Origin of the sequence: Embleya australiensis (assembly GCF_051903075.1) — a bacterium.
GTDB lineage: Bacteria > Actinomycetota > Actinomycetes > Streptomycetales > Streptomycetaceae > Embleya.
Genome location: NZ_CP182422.1, coordinates 1,039,235 through 1,056,908, shown reverse-complemented (window position 1 = coordinate 1,056,908; position 17,674 = coordinate 1,039,235). Strand labels below are relative to the sequence as shown.

6 protein-coding genes are annotated in these 17,674 nt (G+C 71.4%); 5 read left to right on the top strand and 1 reads right to left on the bottom strand.

Translation table 11 applies throughout. The features are described from left to right. The 5 genes from ACMXN5_RS04345 to ACMXN5_RS04325 all read left to right on the top strand — a co-directional run bounded on the left by ACMXN5_RS04345 (position 1) and on the right by ACMXN5_RS04325 (position 14,299). On the top strand, positions 1-7,779 hold the full coding sequence (locus ACMXN5_RS04345) for an amino acid adenylation domain-containing protein (protein ID WP_439674075.1): 7,779 nt from the start codon (positions 1-3) through the stop codon (positions 7,777-7,779). A 4-nt stretch (positions 7,780-7,783) separates the two neighbouring features. Then, entirely contained in the window at positions 7,784-11,674 is a 3,891-nt protein-coding gene (locus tag ACMXN5_RS04340) for a non-ribosomal peptide synthetase (RefSeq protein ID WP_439674074.1), read from the top strand. An 82-nt stretch (positions 11,675-11,756) separates the two neighbouring features. Beyond that, positions 11,757-12,482, top strand: a complete 726-nt coding sequence (locus tag ACMXN5_RS04335; RefSeq protein WP_439677945.1) for a thioesterase II family protein — start codon at positions 11,757-11,759, stop codon at positions 12,480-12,482. 120 nt (positions 12,483-12,602) lie between these two features. Then, positions 12,603-13,541, top strand: coding sequence for an ATP-binding cassette domain-containing protein (locus ACMXN5_RS04330; RefSeq protein ID WP_439674073.1), 939 nt, complete (start codon positions 12,603-12,605; stop codon positions 13,539-13,541). Then, positions 13,538-14,299, top strand: a complete 762-nt coding sequence (locus tag ACMXN5_RS04325) for an ABC transporter permease (protein WP_439674072.1) — start codon at positions 13,538-13,540, stop codon at positions 14,297-14,299. Before ACMXN5_RS04330 ends, ACMXN5_RS04325 begins: the two co-directional genes overlap by 4 nt. Before the next feature lie 18 nt (positions 14,300-14,317). Here the strand turns inward: ACMXN5_RS04325 and ACMXN5_RS04320 are convergent, their stop codons facing one another. Then, positions 14,318-17,461, bottom strand: a complete 3,144-nt coding sequence (locus tag ACMXN5_RS04320; RefSeq protein WP_439674071.1) for a BTAD domain-containing putative transcriptional regulator — start codon at positions 17,459-17,461, stop codon at positions 14,318-14,320. Positions 17,462-17,674: the final 213 nt, after the last annotated feature.

Below are 17,674 nucleotides of genomic sequence, written 5' to 3'. Positions count from 1 at the left end.
ATGATCCCGTTGTCCTTCGCCCAGCGTCGGCTGTGGTTCCTCCACCGTCTGGAAGGCTCGTCCGCGACCTACAACATTCCATTCGTGCTCCGCCTGGACGGGCCACTGGACACGGCGGCCCTGGCCGCGGCGGTGACGGACATCGTCACTCGGCACGAGAGCCTGCGCACCCTGATCGTGGAGGACGCCGACGGAACGCCGGAGCAGCGGATCCTGGCCCCGGAGGCGGCCATTCCGCGGTTCCGGGTGGTCGGCGTGGCGGCGGACGCGGTCGAGGCCGTGACGCGGGAGGTCGCCTGCGAGGGGTTCGAACTGCACACCGACCTGCCCCTGCGGGTGACCCTCCTGCGGGTCGCCCCGCAGGAGCACGTCCTGGTGTTCGTGTTCCACCACATCGCGGCCGACGGATCGTCGATGGCGCCGTTCCTCCGGGATCTGGTGTCGGCGTACACGGCCCGGCGGCAGGGGAGCGCGCCGGAGTGGACACCACTTCCGGTGCAGTACAAGGACTACACGCTGTGGCAGCAGCAGTTGCTCGGCGACGAGGCCGACCCGAACAGCCTCGCCGCCACGCAACTCGACTACTGGCGAGGTGAACTGGCCGACGTGCCGCAGCCGTTGCAGCTGCCGCTCGACCGGCCCCGGCCGACGGTGGCCGGCCACGACGGCGGTCATGTCTCCTTCGAGTTGGAACCCGAGCTGCTCACCCGGCTCGGGAAACTGGCCGCAGACCGCGGTGCCACGGCGCCGATGGTGGCCCAGGCGGCGCTGGCGGTGCTGCTGCGCACCCTCGGCGGCGGTGACGACGTGACGATCGGCAGCCCGATCGAGGGGCGCACCGACGATGCCCTGGCCGAGCTGATCGGGTTCTTCGTCAACACCTGGGTGTTGCGGGCCGACCTGTCCCGCAACCCCTCGTTCGGCGAACTGCTCGAACAGGTACGGGACAAGTCCCTGGCCGCCTACGACAACCAGGACGTGCCGTTCGAGCGGTTGGTGGAACTGCTCGACCTGGAACGCTCCACCGCGTACCAGCCGCTGTTCCAGGTGATGCTGGCCTGGCAGTTCGTGTGGCCGCCGATCGAGATACCGGGTCTGCGGGTCACCCCCGTGCCGGTGGGTACCGACACAGCCAAGGTCGACCTGTTCCTGAACGTGGTCCCGGACGCCACCGGACGTGCGCACGGCCGACTCGAGTACGCGAGCGAACTGTTCGATCGGGCCACGGCGGCCGACATCGTCGAGCGGTTCGTACGCATCCTGGAACTGGTGGTCGCCGATCCGGGCGTGGGTGTCGGTGACCTCGACGTGCTCGGTGAGCATGAGCGGACGTGGCTGCTGCGCACGGCGAACGACACGGTCGAGCCGATCCCCGCCGCCGACCTCGTGGACACGGTGGCACGGCACGCGCGCGACACCCCCGACGCGCTCGCCGTCATCGGTGAGGAACGGTCGCTGACCTACCGGGAGTTGGACACTCGGGCCAACCGGCTGGCGCACCGGCTGATCGAGCGCGGGGTGCGGCCGGAGTCACCGGTCGCCGTCCGACTGCCCCGCTCCGCGGACCTCGTGGTCGCACTGCTCGCGGTGCAGAAGGCCGGCGCCGCCTACATCCCGATCGACCCGGAGCACCCGGGTTCCCGGATCGACCACATCCTGGCGGACTCCCGCCCGGTGCTCGTGCTCGACACCGGGACATGGGCCGACATGGATCTGGCCACGGGCCCGGACTCGGCGCCGACCGTGCGCGTGTCGCCGGACAACACCGTGTATGTCATCTACACCTCCGGCTCGACCGGCAACCCGAAGGGTGTGGCGGTCCCGCGCGGCGCGCTGACGAACTTCCTGGCCACGATGAGTCGGCGGGTCCCGCTGTCGCCCGCGGATCGCCTGCTGGCGGTGACGACGATCTCGTTCGACATCGCGGCGCTGGAGCTGTATCTGCCGCTGATCTCCGGGGCGGCGGTGGTGCTCGCGAACAAGGACACCGTGTCCGATCCGGCCGCCGCCGTGGCGACGATCGGCCGGCACGGGGTCACCGTCGTACAGGCGACGCCCGCGTTCTGGCAGATGGTGCTGACCCACGAGCCGACCGCCGCGACGGGCCTGCGGGTCCTGGTCGGCGGCGAGGCGCTGCCGCAGCGGTTGGCCGAGACGTTGGCCGACCGGGCCGTCGACGTGCTCAACGTGTACGGCCCGACCGAGACGACGATCTGGTCGACGAGCGCGACCGTCGCGCCCGGATCCGGTGCCCCGGCGATCGGCACACCCATCGGCAATACCCGGGTCTACGTGCTGGATTCGCGGCTGCGGCCGGTCCCGCGCGGGGTCGACGGCGAGTTGTACATCGCCGGCGACGGCCTGGCCCGCGGATATCACGGGCGACCCGACCTGACCGTCGGACGATTCGTCGCCTGTCCGTTCGGCCCCGCCGGCGCCCGGATGTATCGCACCGGGGACCTCGTGCGCTGGGGCCGGGAGGGACGGCTGCACTACGTCGGTCGGACCGACTTCCAGGTCAAGGTCCGCGGATTCCGGATCGAACTCGGCGAGATCGAGCATGCATTGGCGGCACACCCCGGCGTGACGCAGGTGGTGGTCGTGGTGCGCGAGGACGGGGACGACAAGCGGCTGGTCGCCTATGTGGTTCCGGAACCCGAGCCGAACCCCGAGCCGGAGTCCGAACCCGACTCCGGGTCGGGCCTCGCGCCGGAGCTTGCGCCGGACCTCGCGCCGACCGAGGTCGATGCCACGGCGCCGTCCCGGGACGCCGTCCTGCTCGCCGACCTGCGCGAGCACCTGCGCGCCCGGCTGCCCGACTACATGGTGCCCGCCGCCATCGTCCCGCTCTCCGCGATCCCGCTGACGCCGAACGGGAAACTCGACCGGCGGGCGCTGCCGGCGCCGGACTTCGCACAGGTGTCGACCGGCGGGGCGCCGCGAAATCGGCGCGAGGAGATCCTGTGCGCCGTGTTCGCCGAAGTGCTCGGTCTGGAGAGCGTCGGGATCGGCGACGACTACTTCGCGCTGGGCGGCGACAGTATCCGCTCGGTCCAGGTGGTGGCCCGGGCCAAGGCCCGGGGCATCACGGTCGGCGTCCGGGAGATCTTCGAGCACCGCACGGTCGCCCGGCTCGCCGAGTCGGTCGCGGGGCGGGACGCCGAACAGGGGCCGATCCTGGCCGAGTTGCCGGGTGGTGGCGTCGGCCCGGCCCCGCTGACGCCGATGGCGGCGCACGTGCTCGCACTCGGTGGTGGCATCGGGCGGTTCTCGATGTCGGCGATGCTGACCCTGCCCGAGCGCATCGACCGCGCCGAGCTTCTCGGCGCGCTCCAGGCCGTGCTGGACCGGCACGACGTGTTGCGCTCGCGGCTCGACCGGGCCCGGCCGGGTCTGTGGATCGAGCCGCCCGGCAGCGTGGACGCCGGCGCGTTGCTGCGGGAGGTGCCCAGCGGTGATGCCGACGTCACCGCCGAACTGGACGCGGCCGCAGGCCGGTTGGATCCGGACGCGGGTGTCGTGGCGCAGTTCGTGTGGTTCGCCGCCGACCCGGGCGCGGGCCGGTTGTTGATCGTGCTGCACCACCTGGTGATCGACGGGGTGTCGTGGCGGATTCTGGTACCGGACCTGATCTCCGCGTGGCAACGGATCCACGCCGGCCGCGCCCCCGAACCGGCGCCGGCGGGAACCTCGCTGCGCCGGTGGGCGCATGCCCTGGCCGACGAGGCCGCCGACGCGGCGCGCGTGGCGGAACTGCCCGTGTGGCAGCGGATCCTGAGCGGCGACGAGCCCGTGCTCGGTGCCCGGGAACTCGACCGCACCCGCGATGTCGCGGCCACCGTCGACACGGTGCGGGTCCGGGTGCCGGCCGACGTCACCGAGGCCCTGCTGACCACCGTCCCGGCGGTGTTCCGTGGCGGGGCCGAAGACGGGCTGTTGGCCGCGCTCGCGCTGGCGCTGACGCGACGGCGTCGTACCCGAGGCCGGAACGAGTCCTCGGCGCTGGTGCGGATGGAGCGGCACGGCCGGGAGGAGCACGTGATCCCCGGCGCGGACCTGTCGGGCACGATCGGATGGTTCACCTCCTCGTTCCCGGTACGGCTCGACCTGGCCGGGATCGACGTGGCGGACGCGTTCGCCGGCGGCCCGGCCGCCGGCCTGGCGATCAAAGCGGTCAAGGAGCAGCTGCGCGCGGTGCCGGACAACGGCATCGGCTACGGCCTGCTGCGCCGGCTCAACCAGGACACCGCCGGGGCACTGGCCGGCGAGCGGGAGCCGCAGATCGGGTTCAACTACCTCGGCCGCGCCTCCGGCACGGACATCCCCGCGGAGCTGCGCGGCCTGGGCTGGGCGCCGGACACCACGCACCCGGACCTGATCGCCGCGCCGGACGCGGACATGCCGGTGCTCTCGGCCCTGGAGATCGACGTGGTGGCCACGCCCACCGCCGCCGGCGACGAGTTGACCGCCCACTTCGCCTTCCCCACCGGTGTGCTCTCCCGCGAGGACGTGACCGAGCTGGCCGAGGCGTGGGTCGAGGCGTCGACCGCGCTGGCCCGGCACGCCGCGACCCCCGACGCGGGCGGGCTGACCCCGACCGACGCGCCGCTGGTCGAGGTGCGTCAGGAGGAGATCGACGACTGGGAGGCCCGGCTCGGCCGGCTGACCGAGATCTGGCCGACCACCCCCGCGCAATCGGGGATGTTGTTCCACAGCATGCTGGCCGGCGCGTCCTTCGACGCCTACCACGTGCAGCTGGTCTTCCAGCTCTCCGGCGAGGTCGACCCGGAACGCATGCGTCGGGCCGGTCAGGCACTGTTGGAGCGGCACACCAACCTGCGTGCGGCGTTCGTCGAGCGGGCCGACGGCGCTCTCGTACAGGCGGTGCCGGCGCGCGGGGTGAGCGTGCCCTGGACACACCTCGACCTGACCTCGGTCGGCGAGGCGGAGCGAACCGAGACGTTCGAGCGATTCCTCGTCCGGGACCGGGCCGCCCACTTCGACGTGCGCACCCCTCCCCTGATGCGACTGGCCCTGATCACCCTGGAGTCCGGGCGGGCGGAGTTCGTGATGACCGCCCACCACGTGCTGTTCGACGGCTGGTCGATGCCGTTGTTGATGCGCGACCTGCTCCTGCTCTACGCCTCCGGAGGCGATCCGGCCGGCCTGCCCGAGAGCCGCAGCTACGGCGAATTCCTGGCCTGGCGGGCCCGGCAGGACGAGGACGAGACGGCACGGGCGTGGGCGGGCGAACTCGACGGGGTCGAGGAGCCGACCCTGCTCGCGCCCGGCTCCGCCGGCGTGGGCGAGGGCGGTCTCGAACAGTTGGAGATCGCCCTCCCGGTCGACGAGGCGCGCGAGTCGATCCGTCGGGCCGCCGCGATGGGCATCACCGTCAACACCCTGGTGCAGGGCGCCTGGGCGCTGCTGCTCGGCCGACTCACCAACCGCCGGGACGTGGTCTTCGGCGCCACCGTCTCCGGGCGCCCGCCCGCGGTGGCGGGCGTCGAGTCGATGGTCGGGATGTTCATCAACACCGTCCCCGTCCGCGTGCGCCACGCCCCCGGCGACACCCTCGCCGAGGTCCTGGTCGCGTTGCAGAGCCGACAGGCCGACCTGATGGAGCACCACCACCACGGGCTCACCGAGATCCAACAGGCCGTCGGCCTGCCGTCCCTCTTCGACACCCTGGTGGTCTTCGAGTCGTATCCCATCGACCGCGAGGGCCTGACCGCCGCCGGCGCCGCCGCGGACGGGATCACCTTCACCGGCCTGCGCCCGAACAACGGCACCCACTACCCGCTGGCCCTGATGGTGGCCGCCGACCCGCACCCGGAGTTCATCCTCCAGTACGCGCCGAATGCCTTCGACCGGGCCGCGGTGGAGGCGATCGCGGCCCGCTTCCTGCGCATCCTGCGGCAACTCGTGGCCGAGCCGGCACGCACGGTCGCTCGGGTCGAGACGCTGGATCCGGCGGAACGCGAGCGCCTGCTCGTCGCGTTCAACGACACGGCCGTGCCGACCCCGGACGTGAGCATCACCGAACTGGTCGAGGCCCGGGCGGCGCGCACCCCGGACGCGGTCGCCGTGGTCGCCGAGGGCGAATCGCTCACGTACCGCGAGCTGGACGCCCGGGTCGATCGGCTGGCGCGCGAACTGGTCGAACTCGGGGTGCGTCCGGAGTCGCCCGTGGCGGTGTCGCTGCCGCGCTCGGCCGACCTGGTGGTCGCCCTGCTCGCGGTCCTGAAGGCCGGCGGCGCGTATCTGCCCGTCGACCCCAAGTACCCGAGCCAACGCCTGCGGGCCATCCTCGAGGAGGCGCGCCCGCACCTGGTGCTGACCCACTCCGCGACTGTCGCCGCGCTGCCGGAGCACGACGCCCCGGACGTGCTCCTCGACGCGCTCGACCCGACCACCGCGCGCGTCGCCATCGAGCGGCCGCCGTACGCCGAGCAGTTGGCGTATGTGCTGTACACCTCCGGATCCACCGGCAAGCCCAAGGGCGTCGCGATCACCCACTCCAACGTGGTCAACGGCGTACTGCGGCTCGCCTCCCGGGTGGGCATGGAGTCCGGCAAGCGCATGCTCGCCGGCACGTCGATCAACTTCGACGTCTCGGCGTTCGAGATCTTCACCACCCTCGCCGCCGGCGGCGTCGTCGACGTGGTCCGCGACGTGCTGGTCCTGGACGAGCGGAAGAGCTGGAGCGGCGCGGTGGTGTCCACCGTGCCGTCGGCCTTCGCCGAACTCGTCGACCGCATCCGCGACCGGGTCGAGGTGGAGACGGTGGTCTTCGCCGGCGAGGCCCTGCCGCCGTCGCTCGTCGACAAGACGCGCGAGGCATTCCCCGGCGTCCGGATCGTCAACGCCTACGGGCAGAGCGAGTCGTTCTACGCCACCACCGGTACCGTCTCCGGCGACACCCGGGACTGGGCGGGCAGCGCGCCCGTCGGCACCCCGCTCGGAAACATGCGCGCCTACCTCCTCGGCCCCGACCTCGCGCCGGTGCCGCCGGGCGCGGTCGGCGAGTTGTACGTCGGCGGGAACGTGGGCCGCGGCTACCACGGCAACACCGGATCGACCGCGGAGCGCTTCCTCGCCGATCCGTTCGGCCCGGCCGGCTCGCGCATGTACCGCACCGGGGACCTGGCCCGCTGGAACGCCGAGGGTGAACTCCGGTACGTGGGGCGGGGGGACGCGCAGGTCAAGCTGCGCGGCTTCCGGATCGAGCCCGCCGAGGTCGAGGCCGCGCTCACCGCGCACCCCGACATCGCCCGCGCCGCCGTGCTCACCCGGGGCACCGGCGTCGGCACGCGGCTCGTCGCGTACCTGGTGTCGTCGGGCGAGGTCGACGCCGACACCGTTCGAGGATTCCTCGCCGAGCGACTGCCCGAGTACATGGTGCCGTCGGCACTGGTGTTCCTGGACCGGCTGCCGCTGATGCCCAACGGCAAGCTGGACCGGGCCGCGCTGCCCGAGCCGGAGATCGGCGGGGCCGCCTATCGGGCGCCGCGCAATGCCCGCGAGGAGACCCTGGTCCGACTGTTCGCCGAGGTGCTCGGCATCGACCGGGTCGGCATCGACGACAACTTCTTCGCGCTCGGCGGGCACTCCCTGCTGGCCACCCGGCTGATCAGCCGGGCCCGCGCCGACCTGGGGATCGAGATTCCCATCCGCAAGATCTTCGACCTGCCGACAGTGGCCGCGCTCGCACCGTGGTCGGAGGAACCGACGGCTCCCCGCCGCCCCGGTTTGCGCAAGATGACCGTAGAGGAGTGAGGCAATGATTCCGCTGTCATTCGCACAGCGTCGCTACTGGTTCCTGCACCAACTCGAGGGTGGGGAGACCTGGAACATGGCGGCGGCGTTCCGACTGACCGGAGCGCTGGACCGGGACGCCCTCGCCGCGGCGGTCCGGGACGTGGTCGAGCGGCACGAGGTCCTGCGCACCACGTACGTGACCGACGAGGACGGTGAGCCGCACCAGCGGATCCTGCCGTTGGCGGAGGCACTTCCGCAGGCGCGGATGCCGGTGGTCGAGCTCGCGGCCGAGGACGTGTCCGGCGCGGTCGACGAGGCGGTCGCGCACGGGTTCGACCTGGCCACCGAAATCCCCTTTCGGGCGAGCCTGTTCCGCTGCTCGCCCGAGGACCACGTGCTGGCCGTGGTGATCCACCACATCGCCACCGACGGCAGCTCGGGCGCGCCGCTGGCCCGAGACCTGGGCGTGGCCTACACCGCGCGCCGCGACGGTCGGGCACCGGAGTGGGAGCCGCTGCCCGTGCAGTACAAGGACTACACGCTGTGGCAGCGCGAGGTCCTGGGCGACGTGGACGACCCGGACAGCCTGGTCGCCACGCAGATCGAGTACTGGCGCGACGAACTCGAGGGTGTACCGGAGCCGTTGAACCTGCCGCTGGATCGCCCGCGGTCGGTGGAGACGGACACCGCCGGCAACGCGGTCGCCCTCGCGGCGACCCGGGAGGTGTCGGCCGGACTGGAGAAGCTGGCCGCCGAGCGCGGCACGACCATGGCGATGGTCGTGCAGTCCGCGGTGGCGGTCCTGCTGAGCCGGCTCGGCGCCGGCGACGACGTACCGATCGCCACGCCGATCGCCGGCCGCACCGACGACGCGCTCGCGGACCTGATCGGTTGTTTCGTCAACAACCTGGTGCTGCGCATCGACCTCTCGGGCGACCCGTCCTTCGCCGACCTGCTCACCCGGACGCGGAACAAGGCGCTGTCCGCCTACGAGCAGCAGGACGTGCCGTTCGACGTGCTGGTGGAGACGCTCAACCCCGACCGCTCGGCCGAGTACCGGCCGCTGTTCCAGGTGATGTGCGGCTGGCAGAACTACGCCCGGCCCAGCTTTGAACTGCCGGGACTCAGGGTGGAGTTCCAGCAGGCGCTCACCCAGAAGACGATGGTCGACCTGTTCTTCAGCATGGGCATGGACGAGGCCGGCCGGCTGCACGGCGACATCCAATACTCGGGCAAGCTGTTCGACCGGGGCACCGTCGAGGACATGGCCGCCCGGTTCGTCCGGATCCTGGAGCAGGTGGTGGCCGATCCGGACGTGCGCGTCGGGGACATCGACGTACTGGTCGAGGGGGAGCGGGAGCAATTGCTCGTCGAGGTCAACGACACCGCGGAACCGACCCTGGAGCAGGGCCTGTTGGCGGCGATCGACCGACAGGTGGAGGCCACGCCGCAGGCCCTCGCCGTCATCGGCGAGGAGGAGACGCTCACCTACCGGGAACTGGACGTCCGGTCGAACCGGCTGGCGCACTGGCTGGTCGAGCGCGGTGTGCGGGCCGAGTCGCTGGTCGCGGTGTGCCTGCCGCGCACGGTGAACCTGATGGTGGCGATCCTCGCGGTGCTCAAGGCCGGCGGAGCCTACGTCCCGGTCGACCCGGACCACCCGCGCTCGCGGATCGACCACGTCCTCGGGCAGGCGGATCCGCTCCTGGTGCTCGACGCCGACACCTTGGCCGGCGCGGATTGTTCCGAATACCCGGACTCGGCGCCGGAGGTGGTCGTACGGCCGGACAACACCCAGTACGTGATCTACACGTCGGGCTCGACCGGAACCCCGAAGGGGGTGGCGATCCCGCGCGGCGCGCTGGCCAACTTCGTGGCCGCGACGCGGCGACGGTTCCCGCTGTCGCCCGACGACCGCATGTTGTTCAGCACGACGGTGTCGTTCGACATGGCCAACACCGAGCTGTACCTTCCGTTCGTCTGCGGCGCGACCATGGTGATGGCGACGAGGGACACGGTCACCGAACCGTCGAGGATGGTGGCGTTCCTGCGCCGGCACGGGGTCACCGTGGTGCAGGCCACCCCCGCCTTCTGGCAGATGGTGCTGACCCACGAGCCGAACGCCGCGCAGGGCCTGCGGATCATCACCGGCGCGGAGGCGGTGCCGGTACGGCTGGCCGAGACGCTGGCGGACCAGGCCGTCGAGGTGGGCAACTGGTACGGCCCCACCGAGACCACGACGTGGTCGACCATGGCGCCGGTGAAGGCCGGGGCGGGAGTCGCGATCGGGACTCCGGTCGGGAACACACAGGTGTACCTGCTCGACGCGCGGCTGCGCCCGGTCCCGCGCGGCGTGCAGGGCGAGTTGTACATCGCCGGCACCGGTATGGCGCGCGGCTACCAGGGCCGGCCCGACCTGACCGCGGAGCGGTTCGTGCCCTGCCCGTTCGGCCCGGCCGGCGCGCGGATGTACCGCACCGGGGACCTGGCGCGGTGGAACCGCGACGGCCTGCTGGAATACATCGCCCGCACCGACCACCAGGTGAAGATCCGGGGCTACCGGATCGAGTTGGGGGAGATCGAGCACGCGCTGGCCGGGCACCCCGCGGTGGCGCAGGCGGCGGTGGTGGTCCGCGAGGACCGGGAGGACGACCGGCAGATCGTGGGTTACGTGGTGCCCGCTTCCGCCGTCGGCGCGCCGGCCGATTCCGCTGCCCCGGCGGGCGAGGGGCCGCGCGTGTACGACGACGAGGCGACGGTCGCGCTGCTCGCCGAACTGACCGAGCACCTGCGCGGGCGCCTGCCCGAGTACATGGTGCCCGCCTCGGTGATCGCGCTCTCGCGGATCCCGCTGACGCCCAACGGCAAGCTCGACCGGCGGGCGTTGCCGGCGGAGCAGACGAGCGCCGCGGTCGGCGAAGGACCCCGCGACGTCACCGAAGAGAAGTTGTGCGCGCTGTTCGGCGAGTTGCTCGGCCGGGAGAACGTCGGCATCCACGAGGACTTCTTCGCCCTCGGCGGCCACTCGCTGATGGCCACCCGGCTCAGTGTGCGCATCCGCGCCATGTTCCACGTCGACGTGCCCCTCAGGACGATCATCAAGTTCCCGACGGTGGCCGAGTTGGCCTCGCTCGTGCTCATCGGCGGCATCCCCGTGGGCGACAACGTCGACCCGTTCGGGGTCGTGCTGCCGCTGAACAACGATCCCGGCACGGGCAAGGAGCCCCTGTGGTTCTTCCACGGGGGAGGCGGCCTGGGCTGGGCCTACTTCAGCTTCGTCATGCACGTGCCGGACCGCCCGGCCTACGCGCTGCAATCGCGCGGCTCCAACGGCGTGGACGCGCTCGCGGGCTCCGTCGAGGAGATGGTCGACGACTACATCGCCGAGATGTTGAAGATCCAGCCGGAGGGCCCGTTCCACCTGATCGGCTGGTCCTACGGCGGTACCGTCGTGCAGGCCGTCGCGGAGGGGCTCGACCGGCGCGGGCACAAGGTCGCCCTGGTGGCGATCCTCGACTCCCAGCCGGGCGGCGAGGGGTTCTCGGAGATCCACGCCGGCAAGACGCTGGAGGACTACCGGGACGAACTCGAGGAGTTCTTCGGCCAGTACATCGGCACCGACAACCAACAGGACTTCCTGGACACCATGTCGAAGGTGTTGGCCAACAACACCCGGCACATCATGACCTTCCAATCGCCGGTCTACCGCGGCGACGTGGTGTTCTTCAGCGCGACGCTCAAGGACGATCTGTACGCGCACATGTGGCGACCGCTGGTCCTGGGCGACATCGAGGTGCACGACGTGCGCGCCACGCACCACGAGATGAACATGCCCGCGCCCGTGGCCGAGGTCATGGAGGTCATCGTCCGCAAACTCGCGGACGCGGAACGATCGGCCATCGAACGGCCGTAGCGGGGCCGCCGGTCGCCGGGTCGCGGGTTTCCATGAACCATCGAACGCAGGATTGGGGTTGGTCGGGGTGAGCACACCCGGTATGTCCGCGCCGGATCGAGGGCGAACCGCGCTGCTGTGCGTGCCGTTCGCCGGCGCGGGACCGTCGTTCTTCCACCCGTGGCGGGCACCGGCCGGCGACCGGTGGCGCCTGCTCTCGGTCGAACTGCCCGGCCGGGAGCGGCGAATCCTGGAGACGCCGTATCGCAATGTCGTCGAGGCGGCCAAGAACTCGGTCGACGAGATCGTCGCGAACCTTGGCCGCGGGACGCGGACCGTGTTGTTCGGGCACAGCCTGGGCGCGGTGCTCGCATACGAGTTGGTGCATCTGCTCAGTACGCGCGACGTGCCCGTGGAGCGGCTGATCGTCAGTGGCTCGCCCGGTCCCTGGACCCAGCGCGAGCGGCGGGCGACGGGCCTTCCGGACGAGGAGTTCCTGGCCCGGGTGGAGGAGTTCGCCGGGTTTCGGCACGAGGCACTGGATCACCCGGAGATGCGCGAGCTGATCCTGCCCGTGTTGCAGGCCGACTGCGAGATGCACGAGAACTACCTGCCCAGCACCGACGACCCGGTGTCGGTGCCGATCTGCTCGATTCGCGGCGACTCCGACGGCCTGGTCAGCGCGGACCAGGCCCGGGAGTGGCGGGACGCCACCACGAGCACGTTCGAATACGCCGAGTTCCCGGGCGATCACATGTATCTGGTCGATCACGCCCGGGAGATCCTGGATCTGATCGAGGCGCAGTCCGCCCGCGACACCGCGAGGTGACGAGCCGCCGCCTGCCCGGGGGCGGCGTCCCGACCCGGGGCGATACGACGGAATGCCATGGCAGCGGCCGTGTCAGGGGTGTGACAGTCGGGTGACAGTCACCGTGGAAATGGTGGATGCATGAGAAGTTCGGCGATCGCAGTTTCCGGGCTGCGCAAGGCATATGGCGACCGGGTGGTGCTCGACGGCATCGACTTCGAGGTCGCCGAGGGATCGGTGTTCTCCATGCTCGGCCCGAACGGGGCGGGCAAGACGACGACGGTGAACGTGCTGGCGACGTTGCTGAAGGCCGATGCCGGAACGGTGCACGTCGCCGGGCACGACGTGCTGACCGCGACCAGGCAGGTACGCGCGGCCATCGGGGTCACCGGCCAGTTCGCCGCGGTGGACGAGCTGTTGTCGGGCCGGGAGAACCTGCAGCTGATGGCGGACCTCAAGCGGGTGCGCTCCGGGGAACGGGTGGTCGAACGACTGCTGGAGCGCTTCGATCTGGTCGAGGCGGCGGACAAGCGCATCTCGACCTACTCCGGCGGCATGACTCGCAAGCTGGACCTGGCGATGACGCTGGTCGGCGACCCGCGGATCATCTTCCTGGACGAGCCGACGACGGGCCTGGACCCGCGCAGCAGGCGCACGATGTGGGGGATCGTCCGCGAGTTGGTGGCCGACGGCACCACCATCTTCCTCACCACCCAATACCTCGACGAAGCCGACCACCTCTCCGATCAGGTCGTGGTCCTGGACCAGGGCAGGCTGGTCGCCGAGGGCACCCCCGACGAACTCAAGCGTCAGGTCCCCGGCACCCACGTCCGGCTCCGCTTCACCGACCTCGACGAACTCGACGCGGCGGCACGCGTGTTGCGCGGCGGCACGAGAGACGACCAGGAACTGCTCCTGCGGGTGCCCAGCGACGGCCAGTCGAAGTCGCTGCGGGCCCTGCTGGACCGGCTCGACGAGTACTCGATCAACGCACAGGAGTTCTCCGTGCACACCCCGGACCTCGACGACGTCTTCCTCGCCCTGACCGGGCACCCGAGCGAGGAGGCGGTCGCGTCATGAGCAATGTCGCCACGGCGTGGGCCGACTCGACGATCATGTTGCGCCGCAACCTCAAGCACACCATGCGCAACCCCCTCGTGCTGTTCAACGCGATCCTGTTCCCCATCGTGCTGCTGCTGATGTTCGTCAAGGTGCTCGGCGGTGCCTTCGAGGTCGGCGAGAGCTACATCGACTACGCGACGCCGGGCATGCTCGTGATGGCCGTCAGCTACGGACTCGGGTCCACCGCGACGGCCGTCAACGACGACATGACCAAGGGCATCATCAACCGCTTCAAGGCGATGGACATCTCCCGCGGCGCCGTGCTGACCGGGCAGGTCATCGTCACCACGGTGCGCTGTCTGGTGGCCTGCACGGCGATCATCGCGGTGGCCTTCGCGATGGGGTTCGACCCGGACGCGAGCGCCCTCGACTGGCTCGGCGTGCTCGGCTTCGTCGTCCTGCTCACCGTCGCCGCCGCCTGGCTCACCGTCGCGGTGGGACTGGCCGCGAAAACCGCGGAATCGGCCGGCCTGGCCACCGTGCCGCTGATCATGCTGCCCTTCCTGAGCAGCGCCATCGTGCCCGCGGACACGATGGGCGCCGGAGTGCGCCAGTTCGCCGAATACCAGCCCTTCACCCCGATCATCGAGACGCTGCGCGGGCTGTTGGCGGGTGATCCGTCGACGGGCGACGCGCTCGCCGGCATCGCCTGGTGCATCGGACTCGCCGTCGTCGGCTACCTGTGGGCGATCTCCACCTTCAAGAAGCGGGCCTGACCCCGATCGACGCCTGCTTCACGAAGCGAGCGTGATCTCGACCAAGCGGGACCAGTTCGTTCGTGTCCCCTCCCGAGCCGCCTCGGCGTAACCCCCGTCGCCGAGGCGGCGTCGCGCGTTCTGCTCGATCCGCGCCGCGTCCGGATGGGAGCGGTCCGGCAACCCGCGTACGTCCGCGCTCGCCGCGAGCAGCCGCGCGGCCTGCGCGGGATCGTCGCGACGCAGCGCCAGGTCCGCGACCCCGACGAGCACCTGCGCTATCACCGGCGCGTGCCCCGCCTCGGTCGCCGCCCGGCAGGCCGCCGCCCGGTGCTCCCGCGCCTCGCCCACGTCCTCGGCGAGATAGCCGAGCAGGTCGTGCGTGGCCGCCCGGACGTTCGCCTGCTGCGCCTCCTCGCCCAACATGGCCGTCGCGACGCCGAGTTGCCGACGCGCTTCCTCGGTATCGCCGCTCCACCGGGCGAGTTCCGCACGCGCGAAGGCCAACTCGGCCAGCGCGTCCGGCCAGGTGACCCGCTTCGCGTGCCGCTCCGCCTCGGCCAAGGCGGCCGTGCCGGCCTCCTCGTCGCCCAGCAACCAGTACAGCTGCGCCTGTCGCGAGCGCATCCGGATCACGTCCTCCAGGGCACCCACCTCGGTGACCACCGCGATCGCCTGCTCGTAGTGCTCGCACGCGCCGGCGAACTCGCCGCGCACGGCGATGCGATCCGCCAGCTCCGTCTGGGCGAACGAGATCCCGAACCGCTCGCCGATCTGCCGGAACGCCGCGAGCGCCATCTCCAGATACGCGTCCGCGTCCCGCCCGCCCTGGCCGAGCATGATCCGCATCTTGCCCAGGTGCAGCCGGGCAAGCGCGCGTACCCACGGGTCCTCGTTGTCGAGCAGCGGCTCGAACGCGGGCAGGAACGCGTCGGGCGCCTGCAACAGGCGCTCCAGCGCGGCGACGAGCCCGAGCAGCGGGTAGCGGCGTCGGCTGCGCAGGCTGAACCGGTGCGCCTCGCGGATCCACACCGCCGCCTGGTGCTCGTCGCTGCGCCCGGAACTGACGAACAGCACGACCAGCGCGTACACCATGGCCCGGGTCTCGTCGGTGACCTCGCCCGGCGTGCGGGTGGCCGCGATGATCAGCTCGATGCCCTCGGTCCGGTGTCCGCTGAGCCACCAGTACCAACCCGTGCCCGCGGCCAGCCGCATCGCCGCCTGCGCCTCGCCCGCCGCCAGTGCGCCACGCATCGCCGCGCTGATGTTGTCGTGCTCGGTCTCCAGCGTGGCGAGCCATTCCAACTGTTCGGCGCGACGCAGATGCGGCTCCGCGGTCTCGGCGAGTTCGGTGAACCAGGCCAGGTGCGCGCGGCGCGCCCCGTCCGATTCCCCCGCCTCGGCGAGCCGATGCCGGGAATACTCCTTGATCGTGCCGATCATGCGGTAGCGCTGGGTACGGTCGCCCTCGACGAGCAGCAGCGACTTCTCGGTCAGCGCGGTGAGCAACTCCAGTACCTGCTCCGAGTCCACCGCGTCACCGGCGCAGACCCGTTCGGCCGCCTCCAGGCTTGCCCCACCGGCGAACACCGAGAGCCGACGCAGGACCACCCGCTCGACGTGGGTGAGCAGTTCCCAGCTCCAGTCGACGGCCGCGCGCAGTGTCCGGTGTCGAGGCAGTGCGGTCCGGCTGCCACTGGTCAGCAGACGGAACCGGTCGTCGAGTCGGTTGGCGAGCTGATAGATGGACATGGTGCGCAACCGGGCCGCGGCCAGTTCGATCGCCAGCGGCATCCCGTCCAATGCCCGGCACACGCGCGCCATCGTCTCCGGCGCGGGGGCCTCGACCCACAGGTCCCGGCGCACCGCCCCGGCCCGGTCGCGCAGCAGCCGCACGGCGGGTGAGGCCTCGATCTCGTCGGGGCTCGCGTCCGCGTCCGGCAGGGCCAGCGGCTCGACCAGCCACAGCGCCTCCCCGGTGATGCCGAGCGGCTCCCGGCTCGTGGCCAGGATCCGCAGCCGCCGGCACTCCCCGAGTACCCGGTGGGCGAACACCGCCGCGGACTCGATCACGTGCTCGCAGTTGTCCAGGATCAGCAGCGCCTCCCGCTCGCGGATCGCGGCGATCAGCCGGTCGGTCGGCTCCACGCTCGGCGCCGCGCCGAGCAGCGCGTCACGCAGACCGAGGCCGGAGAGGGTGGCGCGGGCCACGTCGCCGTCGGTGCCGATGGCGGCCAGTTCCACCAGCCAGACCCCGTCCGGCAGGTCGTCGAGCAGGGTGCGGGCGGTCTCCGTGGCCAGCCTGGTCTTGCCCGCCCCCGCCGGCCCGATCACCGTGGTGAGCCGGTGCTCGGCGACGAGTTCGCGAACCGCGGCGATGTCGGCGTCGCGCCCGACGAAGGTGGTCAGCTCGGCGCGCAGGTTGCTCCTGCGGTTCTCCTCCCGCCGCCCCAACTCGCCCCGCAGCAGCGCGCCATGCAACGCGGCCAGCTCCGGCGAGGGGTCCACGCCCAACTCGTCCGCCAGGGCCTGCCTCGTGCGCTGGTACACCAGCAGCGCGTCGCTGTCGCGCCCGGTCGCGACCAGGGCGCGCATCAGCGCGGTGGCGAACCGTTCCCGCAGCGGATGTGTGGCCACCAGGTCGGTCAACTCCGTGACCACCTCGGCGCCGCGCCCGAGGGTGACCTCCGCGTCGAACCGCTCCTCGGTGGCGGTCAGGCGTAAGCCTTCCAGGTGCACGATCGCGGCGTCGAACGAGGCGCTGTCCGCCGGACCGACGTCCTGCATGGCCGCACCGCGCCACAGGTCGAGGGCTTCGCGCAGCAGGCGCACCCGTCGGGAGGCGTCCTCGGTGCGCAGCCGGCCCGCGGCGACGAGGCGTTCGAACCGCACCGCGTCGACGGCGTCGGGTTCCACGGTCAGCCGGTAACCGTCCGGCCGACCCTCGATCACCCCGTCGGGCAGCGCCTTGCGCAGTCGGGACACCAGGCGTTGCAGTGCGTTCGTGGCGTCGACGGGCGGGTGTTCGCCCCAGATCCAGTCCACGAGCACGGCCTTGGGGACCGGGTGGCCCGGTCTCAGTGCGAGGGCGATCAGCAATGCGCGCAGCCGTGCGCCCGGCACGTCGGCCGTACCGCCGGCGTCCGTGCGAACCTCGAAAGGACCCAGCATCCCGATCTGCACCCACCGATTTTGCCACGGTTGTTCGGGCCGCCCGACCGGATCCCGAAACCTTGACGGACCTCGATCGCGATATGGCGTGTCCGCGTGTCGATACCGCGCGGGAATTCGGTACCGATTTCGGGGCGATCGGCAGCCGACGCCGAAAAACCGGACGGCGCCGGAATCAATGCCCCGGCGATCCACGGCATTCGCCGAGGCCGTGGAGTCCTCGGC